A 24,852-nucleotide genomic window follows, 5' to 3' on the forward strand; every position below is an offset into this window, starting at 1 on the left:
TTTAGAGGAAGAACGAGCGCAGGATGGTTGCGCTTACAATCAGGAAGATACAGGCTCCGAACCAGCTTGCGGCGGTCTTGCTCGTGTCCGGATCACCGGACGAGAATTTGCCGTACACCTTGATACCCCCGATGAGTCCTACTACCGCACCGATGGCATAGATGAGCTTTGTCGCCGGGTCGAAATACGAGGTGACAAGGCTGGTTGCCTCCGTAATGCCCGCCATGCCGTTGCCCTGTGCAAAGGCGGAAATGTTTGCAGCCGTCAGAAGGACTGCCAGAATGATTTGTTTTTTCTTCGATGTCATTGTCATAATCTTTTTTCGTTTTTGTGCCTTGGGGTCGGATATTCCCTTCGGCGGTTGTTACTCTTTTTAATTCTTGCGGCTTCGGATAAAGCCGACTTCTGGATTTAGTGGATTCGGTGGCAAGCCGATGATTTAGCCGTAGTCGATTTTCTTTTTTCGCATCTTCGTTACGTTTTTTTACATTGTTATACATAGTCGCGGATGTTGAAATCCTCAAAGTTGTCCGGTACGGCAGGAACTTCTTTCCGTACCGTTGCCCGGACGGGAACTGCCTGTACAGCCGTTACGGAGTCCAGATAGAAGTCCATCAGCTCGCCCAGTTTCTTGTGGGTCGCTTCCGAACTTTGTTCTATCAGGGCAAACAGTTCGTTGCCTTTCATGTCACAGAAGACTTTTCCTGCATGGCGACGTTCCTCTCCAGTGGCTTTGGACTTCTTGACCGTGTGGACGGCAAGGTCGATGTCCTCGAAAGAGAAGCCTCCCGCCATGTGGGGCTTTTCGTCGTAGCTTTCGTCCTCGTCATATTCTGCGATGTCGGATACTCGCCTGTCGGTAAACACGTCGTCCAGTTCTTCGGCGGTTACTTGGTGCGAAGCCCCGGTTTCAGCAATCCGTTTGTCGGCGGTTTCCATTTCATCGGCAAAGGTAACGTCCTTCTCGTCCACAGCCTCGGCTTTTGCGGAAGTGGCAGCTTCTGGCACAAGGATGTCCTTTTCTGTCTCCGTTTTCTCAGGCATTCTGAATTTGCTCCTGCCCATAATGTCGTCAGGCGGTCTTTGGTATGCGTTTCCGACATTATCACTGTTGTCCGTCTTCCGTGTTTCCCGATGCTCCCATGTCAGGTAGAACAGCACCCACAGGTTGCACATCATCATCATGACCAGCAGCAGCGTCACCATCGGCTTATCGTTATCTGTTCGACAATCCCGTCCTTTTTCTTCCGGTACAGGTTTCCCAGTTCCACATCGTGACGCTCAAGGTGTTCGGTGACGATGCGGTCTATATAGCCGGATATGGTCGCCCCGTTTTCCCCTGCCATGCCCACTATGCGCTTGACCGCCTCGTGGTTCTCGTGGCTGATGTACACCGCCTTCTGTGCGGTACCTTCCGGCTTGCGTCCGTTTAGGTACTTGCCCTTATAGGCTTCCTCTCTCTGCTTCCTTCTGAAAATATTGATGTTCAGTTTCATAATTCTTGCTTTTAACTTTAATAAATGTCTTCATAATTCTTGTTGTATAGCCTGCGTATCACTTCCTGGTTCTCCTTGAAATGATGTTCAAGCACATGGTCCACATAGACCGAGAGTGAAAGGTCGTTTTTCCCTATGACCCTGACAATGCGCTGGATGCGTTCATGGAACTCAGGGCGAATATAGGCAGACTTTGCCGACCTTACCGGACCTTTCGCCGGCTGGAGGAATTTCTCAATGTATTCCGTTTCGTCCGTACTTTCATTATCGGTTTCCTTCCGATCTGTCGGACATCCTTCTGCCGGAACTGTATCTTTTTCACAGGAATCTTTCACTTCTTTATTCCCTGTGGTGGCGGGCGCGGGCATTTCCGGACGGAATGAATCCAGAAACTTGCCGGGGTCAATATCAACATCAAGTTTTTTCGCCATCTGTTCAACGCTTTACAATACTGAGTATTTCTTCTGCAAGGGCTTCGATACCGCTCCCTTTAGCCAGCACCTTGTCAGGTGGCAGCAGCGTGGAACGGAAAAACGGACGGTCGCCTTCTTCCGAGCCTTCCTTGCGGAAACGCTTGCTGTCCGGCAGGCACGTGTTCAGTACCTCAAGTCCCATACCGGCTATGACCTTTTCGTAAATGTCATACAGGTCGGTCTTCTCGCGCTTGTCCACCATGTTCCAAAGCAGGCGGATACCTTTGATATTGGACTTTCCTGTCGTTACCAGCGTGTCGTTGATGATGCTTGCGTATTTCAGCGAGCTTTCCATGATGAAGCGGTCAGCGGCTATCGGACAGAAAATGTAGTCCATCGTTGCCACAGTCTTGATAAGGTCGAGGTTATTCACCGTACCCGTCAGGTCGAAGAAGATAAAGTCGGGAGGTGTTTCCGACTCGATGAAAGGCTTGACAGCCTCCATTGCATTGTCTGGTCGGCTGCCCACTATCGGGTAGGCACGTTTGCCTATATGCCTGAACTGGTCGTATGCCAGCTTGCGCAGATAAGGGTTGCGCTCTATATTCTTCAGGTCACGCTCGCGCATGTCCTTGATGCTGAATTGTGGATAATCGCAGTCCACGACTGCTACGTCGTATCCTTTCACGTAATACAGGTAACTCGCCATCAGCACGGTGAGTGTTGTTTTGCCGGCCCCTCCCTTCTGGGTGGAGAAGGCGATGAACAAAGGTTCTTTTTTCATTCTTTCTTTTTTATGTAGTTAATAATCTGTTGTCCGGTCGGCAGTCTGTCCTGCCTGTCGGTTTGTCTGTCAGCATACCTGCCGGTCGGCAGTTGCGCCAGCTTGTCGGTCTGCCTGCTCTCCGGCTGTCCGGCAGACTGGCCAGTCGGAAATCCGACAAACCGGCTGGTCGGATAGCTGGTATGTCTGACAGCGGGCTGACCAACCGACCATTCTGTTCGCAAAGTAAAGGGCATTTCTGCGAACCTGTACCGTTTCCGCCTTTGGTGGCAGCTTGTGGCAGCAAGTGGCAGGGAATGGCATTACCCGTAAGCACTTTCAAGAATCGTTTGCCTTCTGACCGGTTTGTTGGCCGGTAGTCCGATTCTCCGGATGTCCGGCTGGTCGGCCATCCGGCAAGCTGGCAGGTCGGACTGTTGGCTTGTCTGACGACAGGCTGGTCAGCCGACCTTTCTGCCTGCAAAGTAAAGGGCATTCTTGCAACTCCGTATCGTTTCGGGTTTTGGTGGCAGCTTGTGGCAGCAAGTGGTAGGGAATGGCTTCGTTTTATGCACGTTTTCAGGTGATTAAACACTCTACCTTTGTACCCAAGCGGCAGGGCAATGCTCCCGATGTGCACACCGCACCCCGGCTCCGTCCTTCTTTTGGGCAGCCGAAGGGTATCGGGCGACCGATACCTTTATGGGTTGTTATAACAGGTTTATCCCCAATCCGTCGTGTACGGATTTTTGTGTCCTCAAAGACACAGCAAGGTGTCCTTTGAGTAACTCAAAGGGTTTTCGGTTACTCCCGAAAACACACCTTGCCCCTTGCGGGGGAAGGCTTCCTCTCCGAAGTCGGGAAGCCTGTTTCCTACCTGCGGTATGCGTGCCGGAAGCTGCGCTTGTGCCGTGAAACGAACCACTAAATCCATAATAAAGATGAACAAGAAAAAGAACGGGGATGAAACGCCCAAATGGGGACGGCATCCGAAAGAGAGCCGCAAGTCGCACTGCGTAATGGTGCGCTTCGACAATGAGGAATGGCAGAAGTTTCTTGCCATGTATGAGAAATCCGGCGTGTACGCGAGGGCGGTGTTCCTGAAAGCGCACTTTTTCGGGCAACCCTTCCGTGTACTGGTCACGGACAGGACGCTGCTGGATTACTGCACGAAACTCTCCGCATTCCATGCGCAGTACCGCATGGTCGGCAACAACTACAATCAGGCGGTCAGAGAGCTTCGCTGCCATTTTTCGGAAAAGAAGGCGATGGCATTGCTCTACAAACTGGAGCAATGCACCAAGGAATTGGCCGCTTTGACGCGGCAGATCATGGAGCTGTCCCGTGAGTTCCAGCAGAGGCTGTCGGAAAAGGAGGAAAAATCATGATAGCGAAAATTACCGTAGGCACGTCACTGTACGGTGCGCTTGCCTACAACGGTCTGAAGGTGAACGAAGGGGAAGGCAGGCTCCTTGCCGTGAACAGGATCTTTGACAACGGAAGCGGACAGGTGGATGTGGCACGTGCCGAGCAGGACTTCAAGCGGTTCATGCCGGAGCAGGTGCGCACCCGGAATAAGGTCATCCATATTTCGCTCAATCCGCACCCCGACGACCTCCTGACAGACATGGAGCTGGAACAGCTCGCACGCGAGTATCTCGACAGGCTGGGTTACGGCGACCAGCCTTACCTTGTCTTCAAGCACGAGGACATCAGCCGCCACCACCTGCACATCGTTTCCGTCAATGTGGACGAAAACGGCAGGCGGCTCAACCGTGATTTCATCCACCGCCGTAGCAAGCGCATCACCTCCGAGCTGGAAAAGAAGTACGGACTGCACCCGGCTGACCGTAGGCAGCACCGCACCGACAACCCGCTCCGCAGGGTGGACGTATCGCAGGGTGACGTGAAACGGCAGGTATCGAATGTAGCCAAGGCGGTCATGGCAGGCTACAAGTTTCGGACAATGGGCGAATACCGCGCTCTGCTCTCGCTCTATAATGTCACGGTAGAGGAAGCACACGGCATGGTGAACGGACGCGAGTATCACGGGCTGGTCTATTCCGCCACTGATGATGCCGGCAACAAGACCGGCAATCCTTTCAAGGCTTCCCGCATCGGCAAGTCCGTCGGCTATGAAGCCGTTCAGTGCAGGTTTGAATTTTCCAAAGAACAAATTCGGGATAAACGTCTGGCGGAGATGACCCGCAAGACCGTCGTCGCCGCGCTTGCTCGGACATACCGCCGCGAGGAGTTCGTCACCCTCCTCCGGGACAAGGGCGTGGACGTGGTGTTCCGCCATACCGACGAAGGGCGCATCTACGGAGCAACCTTCATCGACCACCGCACAGGCTGTGTGCTCAACGGCTCGCGCTTGGGCAGGGAGTTTTCCGCCAATGCCCTGCAGGAGCATTTCACCCTGCCGTATGCCGGCACTCCGCCCATGCCGTTCACCATCGCCGTGGACGGGCAGCAGCCCGACACCCGTCCCGCCGTGGAATACGACGAGGGGTATTCCTCCGGCTTGGGCTTGCTCGGCGGCGACGCTTCGGGCGCACAGGCCGAGGAAGCCGCCTTCGAGCGCGACCTCAGGCGCAGGCGGAAAAAGCGCCGCAAGGGACAGGGATTATAATTCAGTCATTCACTTGAAAACAGAAACAGATTATGTCACAACAGGAAGACGATTTGAGGGCACTGGCGAAAATCATGGATTTTCTCCGTGCCGTAAGCATTATTCTGGTGGTCATCCACCTTTACTGGTATTGTTACGAAGCCGTAAGGCTGTGGGGCATCGGTATAGGTGTCGTGGACCGGGTACTGATGAACTTCGACCGCACCGCCGGGCTGTTCCATCACATTCTCTACACGAAGCTCTTTGCCCTTCTTCTGCTCGCGCTCTCGTGCCTCGGCACGAAGGGTGTCAAGGAGGAGAAAATCACCTGGCGCCGGATCTGGANCGGCTGACCGTAGGCAGCACCGCACCGACAACCCGCTCCGCAGGGTGGACGTATCGCAGGGTGACGTGAAACGGCAGGTATCGAATGTAGCCAAGGCGGTCATGGCAGGCTACAAGTTTCGGACAATGGGCGAATACCGCGCTCTGCTCTCGCTCTATAATGTCACGGTAGAGGAAGCGCACGGCATGGTGAACGGACGCGAGTATCACGGGCTGGTCTATTCCGCCACTGATGATGCCGGCAACAAGACCGGCAATCCTTTCAAGGCTTTCCGCATCGGCAAGTCCGTCGGCTATGAAGCCGTTCAGTGCAGGTTTGAATTTTCCAAAGAACAAATTCGGGATAAACGTCTGGCGGAGATGACCCGCAAGACCGTCGTCGCCGCGCTTGCTCGGACATACCGCCGCGAGGAGTTCGTCACCCTCCTCCGGGACAAGGGCGTGGACGTGGTGTTCCGCCATACCGACGAAGGGCGCATCTACGGAGCGACCTTCATCGACCACCGCACGGGCTGTGTGCTCAACGGCTCTCGTCTGGGTAGGGAGTTTTCCGCCAATGCCTTGCAGGAACATTTCACCCTGCCTTATGCCGGCACTCCGCCCGTGCCGTTCACCATTACCGTGGACGGGCAGCAGCCCGACACCCGTCCCGCCGTGGAATACGACGAGGGGTATTCCTCCGGCTTGGGTTTGCTCGGCAGCGATGCTTCGGACACACAGGCGGAGGAAGCTGCCTTCGAGCGTGACCTCAAACACAGACGTAAGAAACGCCGCAAAGGACAGGGATTATAATTCAGTCATTCAAACTTAAAAACAGAAACAGATTATGTCACAACAGGAAGACGATTTGAGGGCACTGGCGAAAATCATGGATTTTCTTCGTGCCGTAAGCATTATTCTGGTGGTCATCCACCTCTACTGGTATTGTTACGAAGCCGTAAGGCTGTGGGGCATCGGCATAGGTATCGTGGACCGGGTACTGATGAACTTCGACCGTACCGCCGGACTGTTCCATCACATTCTCTACACGAAGCTCTTTGCCATTCTTCTGCTCGCGCTCTCGTGCCTCGGCACGAAGGGTGTCAAGGAGGAGAAAATCACCTGGCGCCGGATCTGGGCGGTACTTGCCGCGGGGCTGGTGCTGTTCTTCGGCAACTGGTGGGTGCTGTCCCTGCCGCTTCCGGTGGAGGCGGTTGCGGGTTTCTACACCGCTTCGATGGCGGCGGGCTATGTCTGCCTGCTCATGGCGGGCACGTGGATGAGCCGCCTTTTGCGTACCAACCTTATGGAAGACGTGTTCAATGTGGAAAACGAGAGTTTCATGCAGGAGACCCGCCTCATGGAAAACGAGTATTCAGTAAATCTGCCCACCCGCTTTTACTATAAGAAGAAGTGGAACGACGGATTTATCAATGTGGTAAACCCGTTCCGTGCTTCCATCGTGTTGGGTACTCCGGGCAGTGGAAAGTCGTATGCTGTGGTTAATTCTTTCATTAAACAACAGATTGAGAAGGGCTTCGCACTCTATATCTATGACTTCAAATTCAGCGACTTATCTACCATTGCCTACAACCACCTGATGAACCACCCGGACGGGTACAGGGTCAGGCCGAAGTTCTACGTGATAAACTTCGACGACCCGCGCCGCTCGCACCGCTGCAATCCCATACACCCGGATTTCATGGAGGACATCACCGATGCCTACGAGAGTGCCTACACGATAATGCTCAATTTGAATAAGACTTGGGTGCAAAAGCAGGGCGACTTCTTCGTGGAGTCGCCGATTATCCTGTTTGCCGCAGTGATTTGGTTTTTAAGGATTTACAAAGACGGGAAGTATTGTACCTTTCCCCATGCCATCGAGCTGCTCAACCGCCGTTACGAAGACCTGTTCCCGATTCTCACCAGCTATCCCGAACTGGAGAACTACCTTTCCCCGTTCATGGACGCCTGGCAGGGCGGGGCGATGGAACAGCTCGCCGGACAGATAGCCTCGGCGAAGATTCCGCTCTCGCGCATGATTTCTCCGCAGCTCTACTGGGTCATGTCCGACAGCGAGTTCACGCTCGACATCAACAACCCCGACGAGCCGAAAATCCTTTGCGTGGGCAACAATCCCGACCGTCAGAACATCTACGGGGCGGCGTTGGGACTGTACAACTCGCGCATCGTCAAGCTCGTGAACAAGAAAGGAAGGCTCAAATCCTCAATAATCATAGACGAGTTGCCCACGATTTACTTCAAGGGGCTGGACAACCTGATTGCCACCGCCCGAAGCAACAAGGTTTCCACCCTGCTGGGTTTTCAGGACTTTTCCCAGCTCAAGCGTGACTACGGCGACAAGGAGGCCGCCGTAGTGATGAACACCGTCGGCAACATCTTTTCCGGTCAGGTCGTGGGCGAGACCGCCAAGACCCTTTCCGAGCGTTTCGGCAAGATTCTCCAGAGGCGGCAGAGCATCACCATCAACCGCGAGGACAAGTCCACTTCCATCAATACGCAGATGGAGAGCCTGATTCCGGCGAGCAAGATTTCCACGCTCACGCAGGGCATGTTCGTGGGAGCCGTCGCCGACAATTACGACGAACGCATCGAACAGAAGATTTTCCATTGCGAGATTGTGGTCGATGCCGAGAAAGTGAAGCGTGAGGAACAGGCTTACAAGCCTATTCCCATCATCACGGACTTTACCGATGCCGACGGCAACGACTGCATGAAGGAGATGATTCAGGAGAACTACAACCGTATCCGTGCAGAGGTCCGGCAGATTGTCGCCGATGAGCTGCAGCGCATCCAGTCCGACCCGGAACTGCAATACCTCTTGCAGAACAAGTAACATGCCGCAGGCGAAAAAAGGAAAATCCGTAGCACTGACTGTTACGGATTTTCTTTTTTGTCAATTATATTTTTCTGCTTATATAACAGATGGGGCATTTCCTTTCCATTATATACAATGGTATGGCTGCCACAGGGTATCATTCCGATGGCTTCTGCCACACGGAGGGAAGATGTATTTTCGGGACGAATGCTGCAACAGACTTCCTGTAATCCCAATTCCTCAAAAGCATATTGCAGACACCTTCGGGCGGCTTCCGTGGCATAGCCATGATGCCAATGCACATTGTCCAGCATGTAGCCGAGTTCCACGGTATTGTTCCCGTCAATCACGCTTTTCATTAAGCCTGCCTGTCCGATAAACTTATTGTTTTCCTTTAATATGACGGCAAAATATCCGTATCCGTCCTTACGGTAACGGGTAAGCTGGCGGTTCAGCCATTGGCACACTTCCTTCTTTTCAAACCCGTGTTCCCATGCGTACATGACTTCCGGCTTGCCCATAAGGGCGAGCAATGCACCCATATCCTTGCGGGTGATTTTTCTGATTATAAGCCGTTCCGTTTCCATGACCGTAAGCGACTCGGTATAGGTCTTTATCTCCATGCCGTCGTCTTTCCATTCCCTGACCAGCTTCCGGACGGTATCGTCTATGAGCTTGCGGTATGCGTCATCAGGGACGACTTTTAGATAAAACGCATCGTTGGTCTCTTTCAATACCCAATCCGCTATATCCTGCAAGTCCTTTCCTTCGGGGATATAGTCCTTGTGTATCATGAACTCGTTGATATTGTCCTCCAGCAGTTCTTCAACGGCAATGCGGTTGTCTTCATCCAAATCCGAAAAGGGGGTTTCTTCGATTTCATAGATTTTGCCAAACAAATCATCCGCTTCTTCATCATCCTCTTCTGGTGCATAATTGCCGCGTTTCATGTCAAGCATTTCCTGTGCGAACTGCCCGGACTCCCTGTCCTTGTATTTCTTGGCATATTTTTCCAGCAGTTCCCAATCCTGCTGCCTCATGGGGAAGCGGAATGCGGCACGCTCCACTTCGTTACAGCGCATCATGTCCGCTTGCTCGTCCTTCGGCAGCGACTGGCATTCCTTGCAGATGTGCTGTGCGTGTCCTTTGCCCGTAAAGCTTTCGTTGGACTTGCAGCAGCCGCATACTTTACAATAGTGTCCGTTATGTTTCTTCTTTTTCTTTGCCATTTTCACGATATAAAAACTCCCATGCAAAATAGGAGGCAAATTGCATGGGAGATATGTTATTGTATTGTTTTACGGTTCCTTCTTATCGGGTACGCAGCAGTATCAGGTCAAAGTACATCAGTCGGGTGCGCATGGGCTGCATGTCAGGTTTTTCTTCCGCCGTTCTCCTGCCGTGCAGGAAAGTCCGTTCCTCTTCCTCCGTGGAGAACAGGAACTTGAAGCCGTTCCGCTGGTAAAAATCGAATATTTTCGGATTGTTCAGGGCATCCACCACTATATAGCGGCATCCGGTCTTGTTCAGCGGCTCGATGAACCATGACTTGATGGCATCCAGTATCTCATCGCCGATGTGCTGTCCCATATAGTTCTCGCTGACGGCAAGCTGCCCCACCAGCACCGCAGGATATTGGGGACGGCGTTTCTCGTTGGGTATGTTACGGTTGAGCCTGTTGCGTCGGCTATTCGGAAGCAGGTCGGCACGGATGCTTGAATTGGCTACGGTGAAAGCTCCGACGATGCGGTGCTTGTCCTGCTCCACGAAACAGTAGGACTTTCCCAAAAGCTGGTAGGCATAATCCGCATATTCCTTCGTGAAGAACTCGGTTATATCCCTGTCCTTGCACGAGAAGCCGCCGCATTCGCGCAGCACGTCTTCATTCAGCTCACAGAACTCACAATATTCCAGCATACCGTCCTATCCCTCCTTATCTATATTGTACAGTCTGGAGCGTTTCAGGATGGCACGCATCTTTTCCACCTGCTTCGTGAAGTCTATGGAGCCGCGTTTTTCTCTGGCGTTCCTGTCCGCTTCTTCCACGAAACGCTCCGCCGCCTTGCCGCGAAGTACCGGAATGGGTTTGATTTCTATTGCCATAATCTATTGTCTTTTAATTGTTTTTGCAAAGGTAGTCTTTTTCTTTCGAATAATTGCAGAAAACCGGACTTTTCTCGATTACCTTCTCATCCTTTCCCGTTCCTCGTCCAGTTGCATCCTTCGGTTCACTTTCTCGGCTGCACGGTCAAGGAAATAGGTACGGCTTTCGTTCTTCCGCATCTTGATGTCGCTGTATATGTTATAGCATCCTTTCGCCTGTATGCCAAGCATCTTGTAGAAATAGTCGGCAATTTCCTTCAGTGAGGTCTCTCCGTCATTGATGCAGCCCATTTCGCTGACCCCATAGATAAGTTCCACAAGGTCGGATGCCTTGCCAGTCCATCGTATGGCAGGAATGTTGTCTGTATCTTTATTTCTCTTTTCGCATTCAGAGTGGATAGTAGTAGATAGTGGTGGCACTTGTAAGCGGCTTGTGGAGATTTGCTTTTGCATCTTGCGGACAAAAGACAAGGCTTTGCGGACAAATAGGTCGGTATGGCTTTTCACCCCACCTGCAAGATACTGCGTGTTGTGATATTCCAGTTCGTTCTCGGCATACGCCAGTGCAATCTTTACACCGTCCGTATCGTTATCGGACAGCAGTTCGACAACCGCCTTGACAAAACACCCGTAGGCGGCATTCAGATTGATTGTTTCATCATTTCCGTTTATAAGACCGAAAAACTCGGTTTCTGTCAATATAAGGTAATTCATGTTTTTTCTGTTTGAATGATACACTTTGATTATCAGTGTGCGCACATGAACTATGAGTACAAATGCTTTTCCGCAAACAGAAAAAAAACGGCAGGATTTTGTATCCTGCTGTTATACAATAGAATAGAGATAAAATATTTTTCAGCCATTGTATAAACGGCCAAAAAAACTGTTTCAAGATGAAACCGCGTTTCATTTTGGAACAACCGAATCCGTGTTTCACGTTCCATTTTGGAACATGATACGGCTAATTATCTTCCACATCCACCTTACGGTATATGTGTCGCAAGGCTCCCGGCATACTTTTCTGTTCGGTCAGTTTCCAATAGGATATTGGCAAATTCTTTTGAAACAGAAAGAAACCGGTACCCGCTATGAACGGTACGGTGTAGATGATAATTTCATCAACGATACGCATATTCAGCAGCGCATTGATAAAATCGGCATTCTGATGGGTCGCTTCAATCAGATAAACGGTGTTGTCGTCTTGTTTCTCATGTTCGGCTATCAATGTGGTCATTGAATAATCCGGTGAAAGTTCAAAGGTTGCCTTGTTATATATGTCTGAGATGCCATGACAATCTGGACGGAGCCACCAGCGCCCTTCTGTTTTCATATCCGCCAGACAGCCGTCCATCGAAAGTATTGCCAGCAATTGTATTTTCGCCATAATCTGAATTTCTTGGTCTTTCCGGTTCGCTTGGAATAAAAAAGTAGCGTGCTATCCACGCTACACCAAGCGTAGGCTCTGGAAAGCCCTTGAAAGGTTATATACGTGAATGCACGCTATGACAAAGCATAGCATAAGCACCACGCAATTTGTACCTTTCAGTGTCAATTTTCCAGATTTACGCTTGGACACCTTGCGTTCTTATGTCTATATCAGCAGACAGCCGGACATGATCCGACTGCCTGTTTTATTCCTAAACTTCTCCACAAAGATAGGAATTTGTGCGGATAATATATTATTTTACAGCGGAAATATTCATTTTGGAGCTATTTATCGCCGTATTTCAGTCCATATTCCATCATTTTCCGATATAATGTCGTACGACCTATACCCAATATCTGCGAAGCCATATTCCGGTTGCCGTTCGCCTGTTCCAGTGCGTGCAGGATACGTTCTTTTTCTTGTTCCTCATCTTTTAATGTGGAACAAGAAGTGCAGATATGTTCACCGGTTATTTCCAAATCTTTTGCAGACACCATATCTCCTGCCGTATGCAATACCGCAACCTGTACCGTCAGACGCAGTTCACGCACGTTGCCCGGCCATGAATGGGTGAGCAGGGCTTTGCGTGCCGACTGGTCGAAGCCTTTCACGTTGCGTTCCAGCTCCATATTTGCCTGTTCACGGAAAAATTCCGAGAGAGGCATGATGTCATCACTGCTTTCCCGAAGTGGTGGTACAGTTACTGCATATTCCTGCAAGCGGTAAAGCAGGTCTTGACGGAAACGCTTCTCCGATACGGCTTTCTGCAAATCCTCGTTGGTGGCTGCTATAATGCGCACATCGGCTGTCTTGTCTTCTTTGCCGCCTACGGGTCGGTACCGCCGTTCCTGTATGGCACGCAACAGCATTTGTTGGGTGTCAGGCATGAGGTTTCCCACTTCGTCCAGAAACAGCGTGCCGCCTTCCGCTTCCTGAAAAAATCCGCTGCGGTTGGCATCCGCACCGGTAAATGCTCCTTTCACATGTCCGAAAAAGGCGGACTGTGCCAATGCCGGGGACAATGAACCGCAGTCCACTGCGACAAACGGCTTGTCCGCCCGTTTGCTTTTTTCGTGGATATACTGGGCGAAATGCTCCTTTCCGGTTCCGTTCTCGCCCAGAATCATCACACTCAGATTGGTCGGTGCGACAATCTTGGCGCGATGCTTTGCGGAAAGATACGCCTCGCTGGTACGTCTGAATATGGGGGCACGTCGTGTGCGTTCCTGTTCTTTCCTTATGGTCTGCACAAGTGGCAGCAGCCGTTCTTCTATCAGCCGTTTCGGGATATAGTCCTCAGAGCCGAGTTTCATGCTTTCCACTGCCGTATGTACCTCGGCGTAGTCGGTCATGACGATGAAGCGTTGCCGTTTGCCTTGATTGCGCATCCACTGCAACAGTCCGGTACATTCACCGTCGGGCAGGCGAAGGTCGGCAAGTATGATGTCCTCACTTTCCATCTTGTCCGCCAGCTTGCGGGCGGCTGACAGCGATGAAGCTGTTTCTGTTTCAAATCCTTCTCTGGCAAGCAGGTTGCATACATATTTGCAATAGACTGGATTGTCCTCAACCACAAAAACCTTCATCCTGTATCCTCCTTTCTTTTTTTGCCTGTTCTATGATACTTTGCCCCATGCGGACAACCGCATCGACAGCCCGGCTGATTTCATCTTCCGTACTGCCGCCTTCCTTGTGTAACAGCCCGTGCAGTTTCCAAAGTGGCTTGTCAGCCCGGATCACGCTCCATGAGCTGCGCAGATGGTGTACCCATTCGTCCAGAGCCTTGAGGTCTTTCATCATGCCGGCCTGTTTCACTCCCTGCATTTCTTTTTCCGTAGCTTGGGTCAGTGTATCCAGCATTTCCTCCTTGTTGCCGTATGCCAGCAGGGGGGATAAGTCCGGTGAGTATTCCTGTTCCTTTATACCGATACATTTCTCGGATATTTGCAGCAGGTCTGGCAATGAGAATGGCTTGAAGAGGCAGCCCGAAAAACCGAAGTCAAGCAGGCTCTGTTCATCACAATTGCCCCAGGCCGTAGTGACGATTACCGGAATGGTCTGTGAGTTGCCCACATTCGACGAGCGCAACAGTTTCAGCACGTCATATCCGTTTGTTTCAGGCATTCGCAGGTCTGTTATCAGTAAATCATAATGCCGTTCCCGTATGGCTTCCATCAGGTCCGATGTATTGGCACATGTGTCACAGCGTATATTGCAGCTGCCATACATCTCTTTGGTCATGGCCAGTGTCATTTCATCATTGTCCAGAACCAGAACGGAGTAAAAAGCCGCATGGCGTCTGGCTGAAATTCCGGCCTTGCGCTTTTCTATCTCTATGATATTGTCGGCAAGAGGCATCGGCAATTTTACGGTAAACCGGCTGCCTTTGCCTTCCTCGCTTTCTACATCTACTGTTCCTCCCAGCAGGGTGACTGTGTTCTTGACTATCGGAAGTCCCAGTCCGAAACCGTCTTTGACGGCAGCATTCGGCAGGCGTTCAAAAGGTTCAAATATCTTTTCCTTCTGTTCATGGCTCATTCCTGTGCCTGTATCCTGCACGGTCAGTACAAGTTTCCCGGCTTCATAAGCCATGTCCAGTCCTACCGTACCGCTTTCCGTAAACTTGATGGCATTGCTCAGCAGATTGTTGCCGATCTGTACCAGCCGGTTGCGGTCACCCATCAGAATGATGTCGCTGCATCCGGTAATGCGCAGGGTCAGGTCCTTGGCTTCAGCTCGCGGTTCAAATTCTGTCTGGAGTATTTCTGCCACGTTTCTCAGGCGGAAGGGGACAGCGTTTGCCTGTTCTTTCCCGCTGTCAAGCCGGAAAAAGTTCAGCAGGGTATTCAGCATATCCGTCATTCTACCTGCCGCCTGCCTTATGTTTTGGGTATATTCTATTCTTTTGTTCTCATTTTCAGTCTGTGCCAAAAGTTCCCCGTAACCGTTGATGGCAGTCAGCGGTGTGCGGAGTTCATGCGTGACGGTCAGCATGATTTTCCGGCGGGCGGTAAGCAGTTGTTTGTTCTGTTCCACCGTCTTTTGCAGTTTGTCTATCAGTTCATTTGTCTCTTTCTTATACTGACTGATACGTTTCACGTTTCGATGGATGATAAAATACGAGAGCAGCAGCAGTAATGCTACAACTGCCGTCAGTCCGCCTACTTGCACCGACGATTGCCTGCGTATGGCGGCTAACTCTGTTTCTTGCTGTTGCAGGTCTGTCCGTATTCTCGCATCCATTTTCTTAATCATTCCTTGCAACTGGCAGTTCAGTTTCCTGTTTCTTACAGAAAGGCTGTCGGTGTATTGGCTCAACCTCTCGCTTTGTTCTTTCTGGCGGGCTATCACGTCACTGTTCAGCGTATTGAGCATGGAAGTCGTAACAGTCGGTTTCGCTTCTTCCTTTTTTCCGAACAGTCCTAAGAAGCCTGTCCGTTTTCTTTTTGGGGGCTCTTCCTGCGAACTCTTGCGGGCTATTACTGGAACCCGTCGGGCTATTTTGTCTTTTATTTCTTCCTGTTCGTTGAGTACCAGCATGATTTTATTCAGCAGATTTTCCTTTTCAGCCAGCAGCCGGCAGACGCTGTCTATACGTTCGCTGCGATAGCTGGACTTGAACAGGCTGAGCAGACTGTCCACCTCCAGACGCTTCTTATGGTATATATTCATATCTTCCTCATTCCAGTCCAGCACGGTCTCACCAATAAGGGATAAATCCACCATTTTAACATATACCTCGTGTATGTCCTTGCGTAAACATCTTATCTTTTGGCTTGTAATCTCTAATTCCTGTCGTCTGTGCTGTTCGTTGAGCCAAATATAGACGATGCCGAAAATGACGAATAGTATCAGCACATATCCCGCCGCTATCTTGGTGCGCAGGTGCCTGGTTGCTATTGTTTTCTGTTTCATGCGGTTTACCTCATTTTGTTTATAGTTTCTCCTATGAAAATGCAGCCCACTGACCTTGCGGTAGCGGGCTGCGGTGTCTGTATGATGTTACCGGGCACAAATGCTCCCGCCCGGAATGGGAGTTCTTAATACTTTGTTACGGTCTTGCCACATTGACAGACATGACGCTTGCTTGCGAAGCATCATTCTGCCCCTTCACATACGCACGGAAAGACTTCACCTTTACTTGGACTCCATCGGTTATCGGATAGATGTTGCCGTTCTTCAGGAAGTAGCCCGCGTTGGGTATAACCTCACTCATTGTACCTACCATGAAGTTGTCTGTCGCAGGGGTGGTTACCAGTTCCACGCCTGCGGCACTTTCGGCGCTGAAGGTGATGTCGCCTGTACCGGATGTTTGATAGAACAGCGGCTTGCCGGCTTCAAAATCAGTTTCTACGAGGGTAATCTCGTTGCTTCCCAACTTCTCGACCTGATAGTAAGTAACCTGACCGCCAGCTACAGAAGTAGGAACGAACGGCAGACAGATGGTTCCATATTGGGAGTTATCTGACAGGGCACGGACATAAGTAACCTTTTTGCTTTTCAACTTGAGTTGGTAACCTGCATACTCGCTAATACCCTCATCGTCAGTCAGCGTTATTTCGCCCAAAACAAGATTTCCCGAACCTTCCAATTCCTTTGCATTTTCGAACGTACCTTCCAATACCAGTTCTCCGTTTACAACCAACTGGTTGGCATCGGCAGTCAAAGTCTTATCTTCCGGAATCGTCAGGGTGCTGCCCTCCGGGATGGTGACCACCGCGCCGCTGGGGATGGTGATATTCTCTTTCAGGGTATAGTTGCCGCCCACGGCGCTGGGCTGGTTGCTCTGGCCGTAGATCAGCCAGCTGCCGTTGCCGGTGGGGGCCAGCGGTTTTTCAATGAAAGAATTATCATGCAATATCACACTGTTGGCCAGCAGGGTGGAGTTGTCCCCGACGGTCACAGCCCCTGCGCTGCCAAAGAAGTTCAGGACGTAAATGCCGCCCGCCCTGTCCGCCGATTCGCTCCGGGCGGTGAGGGAGCCGCCGCCGGATATGGTCACCGAAGGGGAAGAGGAATCAATATAAAGGCCATAACTTGCATTCCCAGATCCGCCGGTGGCGGTCACGGCGGCGCTGCCCACGGTGACAGGCCCTCTCGCAGAGATGCCATAACTGCTGCCACTGGTGTCACCGCCGGTGGCGGTCAGCGTCCCGCTCTGCACCGTAACCGCGGCACCGTATACATAGAGACCTTCCGAATTATAATTTCCGCTAACATTGCCGCCGATGGCGGTGACGATGCCGCTTTGCTGGGTGAATGATCCCGTGACAAAGATACCATAACTGCTGCCTGAGCTTGTCTCAGCGCCCTGCGCGGTCAGGCTGCCGCCTTGGATGGTCAGGTTCCCAGACACACGGATGCTCTGGGATTCGTCGTTTGGATCCTGAACGCCCGTGACGGTGCTGCTGCCCTCCAGCACGATGGTCAGGTCACCCTCTGCGTAGATGCCCGCTCCGACATGACCGGTGGTATTCGTGCCGTTGATGGTGGCGTCCTTCAGGGTCAGGGTGCCGTTGCCGTCGTAGTAGACATTGTAGTTGTCTGCGCTGGCCTCGGTCAGGGTGCCGTCGGCGTTGGTCGTCCAGTAGCCGCCGTTCAGCACATCAGTGCCGCCCACGGTGAGGGTGGTGGGATTGCCCGCCCATGTCTGTCCGGCACCGAATAAGCCGAGCAACGCTGTCAGCAGACAAAGGAGGCGCAGCCGGCTCTTATCGTATAGTTTGTTTCTTGTCTTCATTTTGTTATTCCGTTTATTTTATGGTCTGAATTTTATTGTATGTCAATCGGCAAGGATATACTCGCCATCGTCAGGTGTCAGTCCGTCCGTCGAAGTCTGGATGCTGAATGAAAGGGCTGCGTCTGCCGTGCCGCTTTCCGTCCAGCCGCCGGTACCCCAGTCGCCAACCGTAACGCTGTTGATGGTGGCACCATTCTTACCTACGGTCACGTTGAAGGTATAGGCTTTGCCCGATTCCAAACCGGTAGTCAGTTGCTCGTTGGCCTTGACGGTAAGCGAAGTGCCGCCCTGAATGTTCAGCTGGACAAACGTATCATTAGTAGCATACTTGCCCGGCAGCAGGACGGCGGTGAAGCTGTGTTTGGCTTCTGCCGAAGTGTCCTCGCTGAATAGTCCGGTTACTGTCGTTCCATTGCCGGCAACGGTCAGTCTCTTTCCATCTACTGTAGTCGTTGTGGTAGGTACCGTGAATGTAGGAGCCTGGAATGTAGGTTTCACCGTTTCGTACTGGTCACCGTAACCGCTTATCTTCACGGTAACCTTGGTCAGGTGGTGCTTGAATGTCAGGTTCAGCGCGTCGCTCTTACTTTGTGACGCTGCCGCCGTCATATAGTCCGCACGGCCTATGTAATTGGTTTCAGTTGGATTGCTGCTGCTCTGGTCGGCCGGGAGTTCAAACTGCGTGTAGGAGTCCGTTTTCCCTTCCACGACGGGATAATAGGCTTCAAAGGTGTTTTCGACATCGTCAGACCAGACTATGTAGTCTGTTCCTTCAGGCACCCATGTGCTGCCGTTGTATTTGTAAACCGCCTTGTCCTTGCCTGTTATCGCTTCTGGCGAGGTGTTTGTTACCGAAATCTGGTCGTTCTCGTCCCATGCGTTGCCTGTTCCTGCCGTGTTCACACGGGTCTGCAGAGCCTCGATGCCTGCACGGATGTGTACGGCCATCGGGTCGTTGGCATAGTCGGAAGAGATGAAATCATCTTCACTTTGGCAGCCTGCCAACACCAGTGCGAGGGCGGCAGCCGGAATATATTTTGCTATTTTCATTCTTGTTATGTTTATGAACGTTGTTTACTTTTATTCTGTTACTAAGTCGCCGCCTTGCTGTTCGTTATCCCATGACTCGGCAGAAATGGTGCCCGTCGTCACTTTGTCGCGGCCTACGGTAAGATTCAGCGTATATTGTTCACCACTGGCAAACGTAAGGCCTTTGTTGGATGTGAATGTATATACCTTTCCGTTGTTGTCGGTGATTTCCACCTTCAGGCTCTGAGCGAAGGTCTGCGGTACGAGGATGCACTCGTATTGCTCGTTTGGCGTTGCAGCATACATGGTGATGGTCTGTCCGCTGTTGGTAGTGTTACCGGTTGTTCCGTCAGTCAGATTCACGGTAGTGGCCGTGGCGCAGTTGGAGAGCCTTACCGATGTGAAGATCAGTCCTTCTTCAAGCTCAGAGCCCTTTGTCAGTGTCACGTTCAGCTTGGACAGTGCATGTTGGAAGTTGATGTCGAGTGCCGTTCCGGGTGTGGCGGTTTGCTGTCCGGTCCAAAGCAGGTCGGAAGCCTTGACGTTGCTCTCATCGCTGTTCTGGTCGGTCTGTACCGCAAAGGCATAGTTTGCAGCATCACTCACTGTTCCTGTATAGGGCAGATAAGCGTAATAGGTAACTGTTGCATCATTGCTTTTCCACAGGAGTTGTTCGCCCTGAATTGTCCAGCCACTTTCATATCTCACTTCCCGGTTCGTGCAGTTGTAGCGTTCGTCGCTGTTGGTGCCTTCCGTTGTCAGATAAAGTCCGAAACTTCCTTCGGTCAATGCTCCCTGTTCATAACCGGCACGGGTTGCCATCGGGCCTACGTTCACATTCAGTCCGATAGGCGTGTCGGCATAGTCGGGCGTGTTGAGCACGTCGCTGTCGTTGGAGCAGGCTGCCAAAAGGGTGGCCAGCGCTGCTGTTGCCAAAATGTTTGCTTTTTTCATTTGAACTATTTTCTGTTAAGTTGTTAATTATTTATCTTTCAAAGATTCCTTTTTCGGATGGAACCGGAATCCCGTCCGACGGTTTATTTTTCCTCCAATGTCGGCAGCGCTCCGTTGAGTACGTACTTCCAGCTTTCAGAATTCAATGCGGTGTTCATGGCATCCACAGCCGTCTGCCAAGTAGTCGGGCCGTCCACCTGAGTGGTTTCGCCAGTGCCCGCCTGATTATAGCCTATGCCTTGTTCCTGACCGTTGTCTCCCCAGTAGCAGGCGGTGATGATACCGCCACCAAACATGGAGTCCTTGAAGTTCTGTCCCGCCACGCCGCCTGTGGCTCCGTCCGGGCCGCTGACAGTCCCATTGGCATGGTAGCAGGCGGTCAGGGTGCCATTAAAGTTGTCTCCCGTTACGCCGCCTACACAACAAGAGCCGGTTCCAGTGCCTGTACCGGTCACGTTGCCCGTGGCATAGCAGGCGGTGAGAATGCTGCCGGTTCCGTTAAGTCCCACCACGCCGCCAGCGAAGGTGTTGATTGTGGAGGCTCTTTCAAAGGTCACGTTTCCTGTGGCATAGCAGGCTGTCAGGGTGGCACTATTATCCGTTTTACCTGCCACGCCGCCGACTTCGCCCGTTCCCTTCACTGTGGCCGAGGAGCCGCATAGGGTGATGGAACCGCCAAATTGCTGGCCCACCACGCCGCCTGCGGTATGGCGACTGCTGACACTGCCCGACACCGAGCAGTTTTCAATGTTGCCATCGCTATTACCCGCTACGCCGCCAACACAGCCATACTGGTTATCGCTTTCTATCTGTACGTCCTTCAGCACCACATTCTTCACCGTGCCGCCGGAGCCGATGCGTCCGAACAGGCCCGCATATTCGTTACTTCCCGTAACGGTCAGCCCCGTGATGGTATAGTTGCCACCGTCGAAGGTGCCGGTGTATCGGTTATAGTAGTCTCCTATCGGCGTCCAGTCGATGTCCGAGAGGTCGATGTCATTGTCGAGGGTGATGTTGATGTCGGTATCACCGCTGTTCACCACATCTGCCGCTACCTTCAGTCCTTCACCGCTGTAAATGGTGATGGTTTTGGTATTGGAATCGTATGAGTAGGCTTCGTTCGCTTCTGCGCCATCAATGGAAGTACCGTTTTCCCAGTCGGACACGCTGATGCCCGCATCGTCCAGTTCGATCCTGTCGTGTCCCAGCACAAGGTTCACCGTAGTGTATCTGCCCGGTTGCAGGTCTATGCCTGAAGGGTGGGTATAGGTATATACCTTGCCGTTCTCCAGCGTGACGTTGATGGTGCGGAACCCGCTCTGCCCGGGAATCATGATGCCGGCATAGCTGGCGGATGTGCCCGTGAAGGGAATCACCACAAGGTTTTGACCGGCTGCCGGGGTTACCTCGACAGGATTCTCTAAATAATTCACGGTGGCTTCGGTGCATGCGGTTGCCGTTACCGAAGCCACTTCGGGTGCGGTTGTCCACTCGTTGCGGAACGAAAGGTTTACCACGAGCTTGGCCATTACATGCTCAAACTCCAGCTTCACGGCAGAACCGGTGGGCTTGGCCGTGGTCCTCGCCACCAGCAGGTCGCTCGCGGTCTGGTTATTGAAGTCCAGCGTATAGGGGTCGGCATCGTAATCGGTAGCTCCGTTGCGCTCGGGATAGATGCCGAGGAAATAGTGGTCGGACGTATTGTCGGCCCAAAGCATCTGCGGCTCGGCGGTCCATGTGCCGTCACCGCCTAATGTATTGATGGAGTTGTCCACCACAAGCCGCTGCATGTCGTTGTCGGCTCCCAGCCAGGCATAGACACTGATGCGGTCATTCGTCTCGAAGGTGGTCGAGTTGCCGCTATGGGCCACACGGGTCATGGCTCCCACGGATGCCGTTACCCTTATCTGTCCAAGGTCTTGCGGTGGCAGTACATCGCTGTCGGTGCTGCACGCAGCCAACAGGATAGCGGTTGTTGCCAATAATAGATTCTTTATATTCATACGTTTGCTGTTTTAATCAGTTATAAATATATAGTCAGCACAGCGGTTTACGCACCCGGAAAAAATATGTTACCGCCATAGTCGCCTTCGAGCGGAGCCCAGTCGGTGATGGTGATGTCTTTGTCGAGTGTGATTCCGTCGCGTCCCAATGTCAGGTTGACGGTGGTGTACTTGCCTGTTTCCAACGGGATGGAAACCCCTACGTTATAGACGTATGGCTCGTCAATGTCTTTTACCTTGATCTGTATTTCAATTAAATTGCTGTTAGGAATCATGATACCGGCATAGCTGCAAGCGTAGTTGGGTGCCGGTGTTTCCAAAGCCGGGATGTCTATCGCCTTATTGTCGCCCTGTGGCGTAATCTCTCCGGAGAGGAAATTGACGCTTGCCTCAGTCTTGGCAACGGCTGTGACCGATTCCACGACCGGTGTTTCAGCCCACTGGCTGCGGAAGTTCAGGTTCACTATCAGTTTCGACATCAGGTGATTGAATGTCAGCGTCACGGGTGTGTTCGTGGGCGTGATGCCCTTGTTCTCAGTGCCGGTGTTAAGGGCATAAAGCAGGTCGCTTGCCTCCTGGTCTTCGGGGGTCAGCACAAAGTTCATGGCCTGAAGGTCGCTAACCTCCTGCACCGGATAAATGCCCAGAAAGTAATGCGCCGAACTGCTGTTTGCCCACAGCATTTGCGGGCTGGCCGTCCATGTGCCGTCGTCACCTAAGGTATTGACGGAATTGTTCACCACAAGCTGCTGTGCATCGTCGGCTGCACCCAACCAGGCATAGACGCTGATACGGTCGCCCGTCTCAAACACCGATTCGTCGCCGTCGGTTGTCACACGGGTCATCTGCCCGATGGAGGCATCCACCCGGATCTCTTTTGCCGGAGCATAGCCGGGTTCATGGTCGTTCGTGCATGCCGCCAGTACAAGGAGTGCGGCTGCAACGGATAACATTTTCTTCATCATAACTCTATCTCTATTTTATTTGTTAATTATATTCCGGGATTAAAGATGTCATCACTCGTAATCCAGCCTTCGCCCCAGGGGTTAATGTCGGTGGCGGTGATATACATGTAGGGCTGCATCCTGTCGTATTCCAATGCCAGCTCGTAGCGTTTCCCGGCAAGCATCAGGGGAGCTTCCGCCGTGTATTCATGACGGGAGCCGTCGGCAAAGGTCATGACCAGGTAGAGCAGCGTGCAGGTTTCGCCCTGTGCCGTCGGCATCAGACGGGCACCGGCCGAGATCGTCCCCCCGTCGGCAACGGCTTGCGGCAGGTGCGCCTCGCTCTTTTCGGCAGAGGGTACGATATAGCTGTTGTCGTCGCCCTGCCGCGCCAGATAAAGCGAGGTGGCGGCATTGCGTACTGTGACGGCAAGCTCTGCCCCTTCGGGCACGCCGTCGATACGGACGGCAAGCTCTGCCAGCAACGGAGCGACACGGATGACGGAACGGAGATTGACCCCGGTGTCGGTCACGCTTGCCACAGCCACGCCGCCGACGGCGTGTGCGGGCGAAGCCGACGGGTCGGCAAGCGAAACGCGCAGCATGTCGGCTGTCCGTGTACCGTTCTCGTAATCATACCGGTACGGCTCTGTCAGGCCGCAGACGCCTACAAGCGTATAGTCGCCCTCCGGCAGGCTGAACAGGCCGGATGCCAGTTCTTGCGGAGAGGAAAACTCGTGCGCTTCCACTTCATGACCATCAGCGTCGTATATCCACAGGTTTACCGGGCTTGTGATGTCGGTCGGTTCGATGCCATCGAGCCATTCCATGCCGACGGCAAGGCCGTGGCTTTCATTTTCGTGTACGTCCTTGTCGCAGGCCGTAAATGTTGCGCTGAACAGGGCGCATATCGTTATATACAAGTAGAATCGGGTCGTTTTCATTTGCTTACCTCCTTTCTTTCCTTGTCTGTCACTTCGGCACGGCGGGCTTTCTCCGCATCCTTCTCGTTCACGTCGCTGCCACGCCCTACGGCTGTAATGCGTCCGGCTGCGATGCCACGACTTTCAAGCCACAGCTTGACTGCTTCGGCACGACGGATGGAATAGCGTTCGTTTACGCTCCGGCTGCCACGGGTGTCGCACCAGCCCGTCACGACTATGTGCATGTCGGGATGTTCTTTCAGTATGCCGAGTATCGTTTCAAGCTTGGATGTCTCGGACGGACGAAGCGAAGTGCTGTTGAAATCGAAATAGACAGTCGGGAATTCAAAATCGGTTTCGGTTGAATTGTCTGCTGCCGTGACAACAGTTTTCTGTGCCGTACTGTCCGTGACGGTCTGTTCCGGTATTTCCGCCGGGGCTGTTTCTACGGCATTGTCCCTCTCATCCTGCGGCTGACCGGTAGATGCCGGGTAAGCAATGCCGTGGTCTGCTTTCTTTCCGCTTTTCTTGCCGAACACGAAACTGACACGTATGCCGCTTTCCCATATATAGTTGGCTTTGTGCCCGCTCTTGGGAAGTCCGTCCATGCCGTCGCCCGTAAGGTAAGTGACACCACTGTAAATGCCGACACCTATACCGCAGGCAAAACGGTATCCTGCCTGAATGTTTCCGCCTGCACCCAGATGCCATTCCGTATTTTCCTTGCATACTTCTTTTCCGCCGTCAAGGGTGGACAGGGAGGCTTTCGTGCCAACGGCTGCCAGCAGGGGCGACACCTCCACGCTCCACCGGCTTTGACGGGTGGACGGGAAAAAACCAAGCACATCGGCATTGAGCTGCAAACCGTAGCGTTGCGTCGTCACACTGCTTTTCAGACCGGCGTAGTCCCAGCCTTCCATTCCGAGTACCGGAGCATGATAACGGACACCGTCCGAACCAAGCCAGTAATTGCCGGAGATACAGCAATCTCTCTGGCTCATGCTCATTTTCCCGAAAACAGCCAGAGCCTCCAAAGAAAGTACAGGATTGAAACGGTAGCCTCCATAAACTCCGCCGCTGAATCCCGCACGGGTCTTGTCGAAACCGAAACTGCTGAACTGGCTCACACCGAAGGGTACGCCACCTTGCAGACCCACATACCAGCCGGGAAATTTGGTTTTTTCAGAAGCATCCTGGGCCATGAGCGGAGCTGCACAGAGCAGGATGCAGAGTAATAGAATATAGTTCTTTTTTTTCATATTATAGGTCATTATCACTTGATGC

24 protein-coding genes and 2 pseudogenes are annotated in these 24,852 nt (G+C 52.4%); 5 read left to right on the top strand and 21 right to left on the bottom strand.

Features of this window, described 5'->3' with window-relative positions; all coding sequences use genetic code 11:
- Position 1 precedes the first annotated feature (1 nt).
- The 7 genes from BQ7480_RS00875 to BQ7480_RS17850 form a co-directional block, all read right to left on the bottom strand.
- Complete coding sequence (locus tag BQ7480_RS00875) at positions 2–313, bottom strand: DUF4134 domain-containing protein (protein ID WP_072541331.1); 312 nt, start codon at positions 311–313, stop codon at positions 2–4.
- 179 nt (positions 314–492) lie between these two features.
- The gene (locus BQ7480_RS00880; protein ID WP_072541332.1) at positions 493–1,206 is read right to left on the bottom strand and encodes a conjugal transfer protein TraD; all 714 of its coding nucleotides are present in this window, start codon (positions 1,204–1,206) and stop codon (positions 493–495) included.
- Positions 1,200–1,496 carry a DUF3408 domain-containing protein gene (locus BQ7480_RS00885; RefSeq protein ID WP_072541333.1) on the bottom strand — a complete coding sequence of 99 codons (297 nt, stop codon included), beginning with the start codon at positions 1,494–1,496 and terminating at the stop codon, positions 1,200–1,202. The genes BQ7480_RS00880 and BQ7480_RS00885 overlap by 7 nt, the downstream gene beginning before the upstream one ends.
- 17 nt (positions 1,497–1,513) lie before the next feature.
- Complete coding sequence (locus BQ7480_RS00890; RefSeq protein ID WP_072541334.1) at positions 1,514–1,927, bottom strand: DUF3408 domain-containing protein; 414 nt, start codon at positions 1,925–1,927, stop codon at positions 1,514–1,516.
- A gap of 4 nt (positions 1,928–1,931) precedes the next feature.
- Entirely contained in the window at positions 1,932–2,693 is a 762-nt protein-coding gene (locus BQ7480_RS00895) for a ParA family protein (protein WP_072541335.1), read from the bottom strand.
- 10 nt (positions 2,694–2,703) lie between these two features.
- The gene (locus BQ7480_RS17660; protein ID WP_139255675.1) at positions 2,704–3,168 is read right to left on the bottom strand and encodes a hypothetical protein; all 465 of its coding nucleotides are present in this window, start codon (positions 3,166–3,168) and stop codon (positions 2,704–2,706) included.
- A gap of 261 nt (positions 3,169–3,429) precedes the next feature.
- Positions 3,430–3,606, bottom strand: coding sequence for a hypothetical protein (locus BQ7480_RS17850; protein ID WP_154670757.1), 177 nt, complete (start codon positions 3,604–3,606; stop codon positions 3,430–3,432).
- A 7-nt stretch (positions 3,607–3,613) separates the two neighbouring features.
- Here BQ7480_RS17850 and mobA point away from each other — a divergent pair, with 7 nt between their 5' ends.
- From mobA to mobC, 5 genes and pseudogenes are all read left to right on the top strand, one after another.
- Positions 3,614–4,060 (top strand): conjugal transfer protein MobA, encoded by a 447-nt coding sequence (mobA, locus tag BQ7480_RS00905; RefSeq protein ID WP_083581724.1) that lies wholly within the window; start codon positions 3,614–3,616, stop codon positions 4,058–4,060.
- On the top strand, positions 4,057–5,304 hold the full coding sequence (gene mobB, locus BQ7480_RS00910; RefSeq protein WP_072541337.1) for a conjugal transfer protein MobB: 1,248 nt from the start codon (positions 4,057–4,059) through the stop codon (positions 5,302–5,304). The genes mobA and mobB overlap by 4 nt, the downstream gene beginning before the upstream one ends.
- A gap of 32 nt (positions 5,305–5,336) precedes the next feature.
- A pseudogene (locus tag BQ7480_RS00915) lies at positions 5,337–5,627 on the top strand (YWFCY domain-containing protein); the annotation flags it as partial.
- Positions 5,628–5,631: 4 nt separating this feature from the next.
- Positions 5,632–6,420: pseudogene (locus BQ7480_RS00920) on the top strand (conjugal transfer protein MobB); the annotation flags it as partial.
- A 34-nt stretch (positions 6,421–6,454) separates the two neighbouring features.
- Positions 6,455–8,464: a conjugal transfer protein MobC gene (gene mobC / locus BQ7480_RS00925; protein ID WP_072541339.1), complete on the top strand. Its 2,010-nt coding sequence runs from the start codon at positions 6,455–6,457 to the stop codon at positions 8,462–8,464.
- 41 nt (positions 8,465–8,505) lie between these two features.
- On the opposite strand, the gene BQ7480_RS17550 is transcribed toward mobC, so the two are convergent.
- From BQ7480_RS17550 to BQ7480_RS00995, 14 genes are all read right to left on the bottom strand, one after another.
- Positions 8,506–9,675 carry a GNAT family N-acetyltransferase gene (locus BQ7480_RS17550; RefSeq protein WP_083581725.1) on the bottom strand — a complete coding sequence of 390 codons (1,170 nt, stop codon included), beginning with the start codon at positions 9,673–9,675 and terminating at the stop codon, positions 8,506–8,508.
- Between the two features lie 82 nt (positions 9,676–9,757).
- A complete protein-coding gene (locus tag BQ7480_RS00935; RefSeq protein WP_072541340.1) occupies positions 9,758–10,363 on the bottom strand; it encodes a GNAT family N-acetyltransferase in 606 nt (201 codons plus the stop codon).
- Positions 10,364–10,369: 6 nt separating this feature from the next.
- Entirely contained in the window at positions 10,370–10,549 is a 180-nt protein-coding gene (locus tag BQ7480_RS00940) for a hypothetical protein (protein WP_072541341.1), read from the bottom strand.
- 78 nt (positions 10,550–10,627) lie between these two features.
- Positions 10,628–11,263, bottom strand: a complete 636-nt coding sequence (locus BQ7480_RS00945; protein WP_072543837.1) for an RteC domain-containing protein — start codon at positions 11,261–11,263, stop codon at positions 10,628–10,630.
- 247 nt (positions 11,264–11,510) lie between these two features.
- Positions 11,511–11,933 (bottom strand): dihydrofolate reductase family protein, encoded by a 423-nt coding sequence (locus BQ7480_RS00950; protein ID WP_072541342.1) that lies wholly within the window; start codon positions 11,931–11,933, stop codon positions 11,511–11,513.
- Positions 11,934–12,259: 326 nt separating this feature from the next.
- A complete protein-coding gene (locus BQ7480_RS00955) occupies positions 12,260–13,561 on the bottom strand; it encodes a sigma-54-dependent transcriptional regulator (protein WP_072541343.1) in 1,302 nt (433 codons plus the stop codon).
- Positions 13,542–15,890, bottom strand: coding sequence for a hybrid sensor histidine kinase/response regulator (locus tag BQ7480_RS00960; RefSeq protein WP_072541344.1), 2,349 nt, complete (start codon positions 15,888–15,890; stop codon positions 13,542–13,544). The genes BQ7480_RS00955 and BQ7480_RS00960 overlap by 20 nt, the downstream gene beginning before the upstream one ends.
- A gap of 136 nt (positions 15,891–16,026) precedes the next feature.
- Positions 16,027–17,715: an autotransporter outer membrane beta-barrel domain-containing protein gene (locus BQ7480_RS00965; RefSeq protein ID WP_139255677.1), complete on the bottom strand. Its 1,689-nt coding sequence runs from the start codon at positions 17,713–17,715 to the stop codon at positions 16,027–16,029.
- 42 nt (positions 17,716–17,757) lie between these two features.
- Complete coding sequence (locus BQ7480_RS00970; RefSeq protein WP_072541346.1) at positions 17,758–18,765, bottom strand: fimbrillin family protein; 1,008 nt, start codon at positions 18,763–18,765, stop codon at positions 17,758–17,760.
- Positions 18,766–18,795: 30 nt separating this feature from the next.
- Positions 18,796–19,698, bottom strand: coding sequence for a fimbrillin family protein (locus BQ7480_RS00975; protein WP_072541347.1), 903 nt, complete (start codon positions 19,696–19,698; stop codon positions 18,796–18,798).
- Between the two features lie 83 nt (positions 19,699–19,781).
- Positions 19,782–21,701: a fimbrillin family protein gene (locus BQ7480_RS18075; protein ID WP_072541348.1), complete on the bottom strand. Its 1,920-nt coding sequence runs from the start codon at positions 21,699–21,701 to the stop codon at positions 19,782–19,784.
- Positions 21,702–21,748: 47 nt separating this feature from the next.
- Positions 21,749–22,666: a fimbrillin family protein gene (locus tag BQ7480_RS00985; protein WP_072541349.1), complete on the bottom strand. Its 918-nt coding sequence runs from the start codon at positions 22,664–22,666 to the stop codon at positions 21,749–21,751.
- Positions 22,667–22,692: 26 nt separating this feature from the next.
- Positions 22,693–23,589, bottom strand: a complete 897-nt coding sequence (locus BQ7480_RS00990) for a FimB/Mfa2 family fimbrial subunit (protein ID WP_072541350.1) — start codon at positions 23,587–23,589, stop codon at positions 22,693–22,695.
- On the bottom strand, positions 23,586–24,827 hold the full coding sequence (locus tag BQ7480_RS00995; RefSeq protein WP_072543838.1) for an OmpA family protein: 1,242 nt from the start codon (positions 24,825–24,827) through the stop codon (positions 23,586–23,588). Before BQ7480_RS00995 ends, BQ7480_RS00990 begins: the two co-directional genes overlap by 4 nt.
- Positions 24,828–24,852: the final 25 nt, after the last annotated feature.

Origin of the sequence: Bacteroides mediterraneensis (genome assembly GCF_900128455.1) — a bacterium.
Classification (GTDB): Bacteria; Bacteroidota; Bacteroidia; order Bacteroidales; family Bacteroidaceae; genus Phocaeicola; species Phocaeicola mediterraneensis.

Excerpts from the sequence above, each read along its gene's own strand:
- BQ7480_RS00955 (WP_072541343.1), bottom strand. The coding sequence starts at position 13,561 with ATGAAGGTTTTTGTGGTTGAGGACAATCCAGTCTATTGCAAATATGTA.
- BQ7480_RS00890 (WP_072541334.1), bottom strand. The coding sequence starts at position 1,927 with ATGGCGAAAAAACTTGATGTTGATATTGACCCCGGCAAGTTTCTGGAT.
- BQ7480_RS00950 (WP_072541342.1), bottom strand. The coding sequence starts at position 11,933 with ATGGCGAAAATACAATTGCTGGCAATACTTTCGATGGACGGCTGTCTG.
- BQ7480_RS17550 (WP_083581725.1), bottom strand. The coding sequence starts at position 9,675 with ATGGCAAAGAAAAAGAAGAAACATAACGGACACTATTGTAAAGTATGC.
- BQ7480_RS17660 (WP_139255675.1), bottom strand. The coding sequence starts at position 3,168 with ATGCCCTTTACTTTGCAGGCAGAAAGGTCGGCTGACCAGCCTGTCGTC.
- BQ7480_RS00880 (WP_072541332.1), bottom strand. The coding sequence starts at position 1,206 with ATGGTGACGCTGCTGCTGGTCATGATGATGATGTGCAACCTGTGGGTG.
- BQ7480_RS00965 (WP_139255677.1), bottom strand. The coding sequence starts at position 17,715 with ATGAAGACAAGAAACAAACTATACGATAAGAGCCGGCTGCGCCTCCTT.
- BQ7480_RS00885 (WP_072541333.1), bottom strand. The coding sequence starts at position 1,496 with ATGAAACTGAACATCAATATTTTCAGAAGGAAGCAGAGAGAGGAAGCC.
- BQ7480_RS00970 (WP_072541346.1), bottom strand. The coding sequence starts at position 18,765 with ATGAAAATAGCAAAATATATTCCGGCTGCCGCCCTCGCACTGGTGTTG.
- BQ7480_RS00945 (WP_072543837.1), bottom strand. The coding sequence starts at position 11,263 with ATGAATTACCTTATATTGACAGAAACCGAGTTTTTCGGTCTTATAAAC.
- BQ7480_RS00990 (WP_072541350.1), bottom strand. The coding sequence starts at position 23,589 with ATGAAAACGACCCGATTCTACTTGTATATAACGATATGCGCCCTGTTC.
- BQ7480_RS00975 (WP_072541347.1), bottom strand. The coding sequence starts at position 19,698 with ATGAAAAAAGCAAACATTTTGGCAACAGCAGCGCTGGCCACCCTTTTG.
- BQ7480_RS00895 (WP_072541335.1), bottom strand. The coding sequence starts at position 2,693 with ATGAAAAAAGAACCTTTGTTCATCGCCTTCTCCACCCAGAAGGGAGGG.
- BQ7480_RS00940 (WP_072541341.1), bottom strand. The coding sequence starts at position 10,549 with ATGGCAATAGAAATCAAACCCATTCCGGTACTTCGCGGCAAGGCGGCG.
- BQ7480_RS00995 (WP_072543838.1), bottom strand. The coding sequence starts at position 24,827 with ATGAAAAAAAAGAACTATATTCTATTACTCTGCATCCTGCTCTGTGCA.
- BQ7480_RS00935 (WP_072541340.1), bottom strand. The coding sequence starts at position 10,363 with ATGCTGGAATATTGTGAGTTCTGTGAGCTGAATGAAGACGTGCTGCGC.
- BQ7480_RS00875 (WP_072541331.1), bottom strand. The coding sequence starts at position 313 with ATGACAATGACATCGAAGAAAAAACAAATCATTCTGGCAGTCCTTCTG.
- mobC (WP_072541339.1), top strand. The coding sequence starts at position 6,455 with ATGTCACAACAGGAAGACGATTTGAGGGCACTGGCGAAAATCATGGAT.
- mobA (WP_083581724.1), top strand. The coding sequence starts at position 3,614 with ATGAACAAGAAAAAGAACGGGGATGAAACGCCCAAATGGGGACGGCAT.
- BQ7480_RS17850 (WP_154670757.1), bottom strand. The coding sequence starts at position 3,606 with ATGGATTTAGTGGTTCGTTTCACGGCACAAGCGCAGCTTCCGGCACGC.
- BQ7480_RS00985 (WP_072541349.1), bottom strand. The coding sequence starts at position 22,666 with ATGATGAAGAAAATGTTATCCGTTGCAGCCGCACTCCTTGTACTGGCG.
- BQ7480_RS00960 (WP_072541344.1), bottom strand. The coding sequence starts at position 15,890 with ATGAAACAGAAAACAATAGCAACCAGGCACCTGCGCACCAAGATAGCG.
- mobB (WP_072541337.1), top strand. The coding sequence starts at position 4,057 with ATGATAGCGAAAATTACCGTAGGCACGTCACTGTACGGTGCGCTTGCC.
- BQ7480_RS18075 (WP_072541348.1), bottom strand. The coding sequence starts at position 21,701 with ATGAATATAAAGAATCTATTATTGGCAACAACCGCTATCCTGTTGGCT.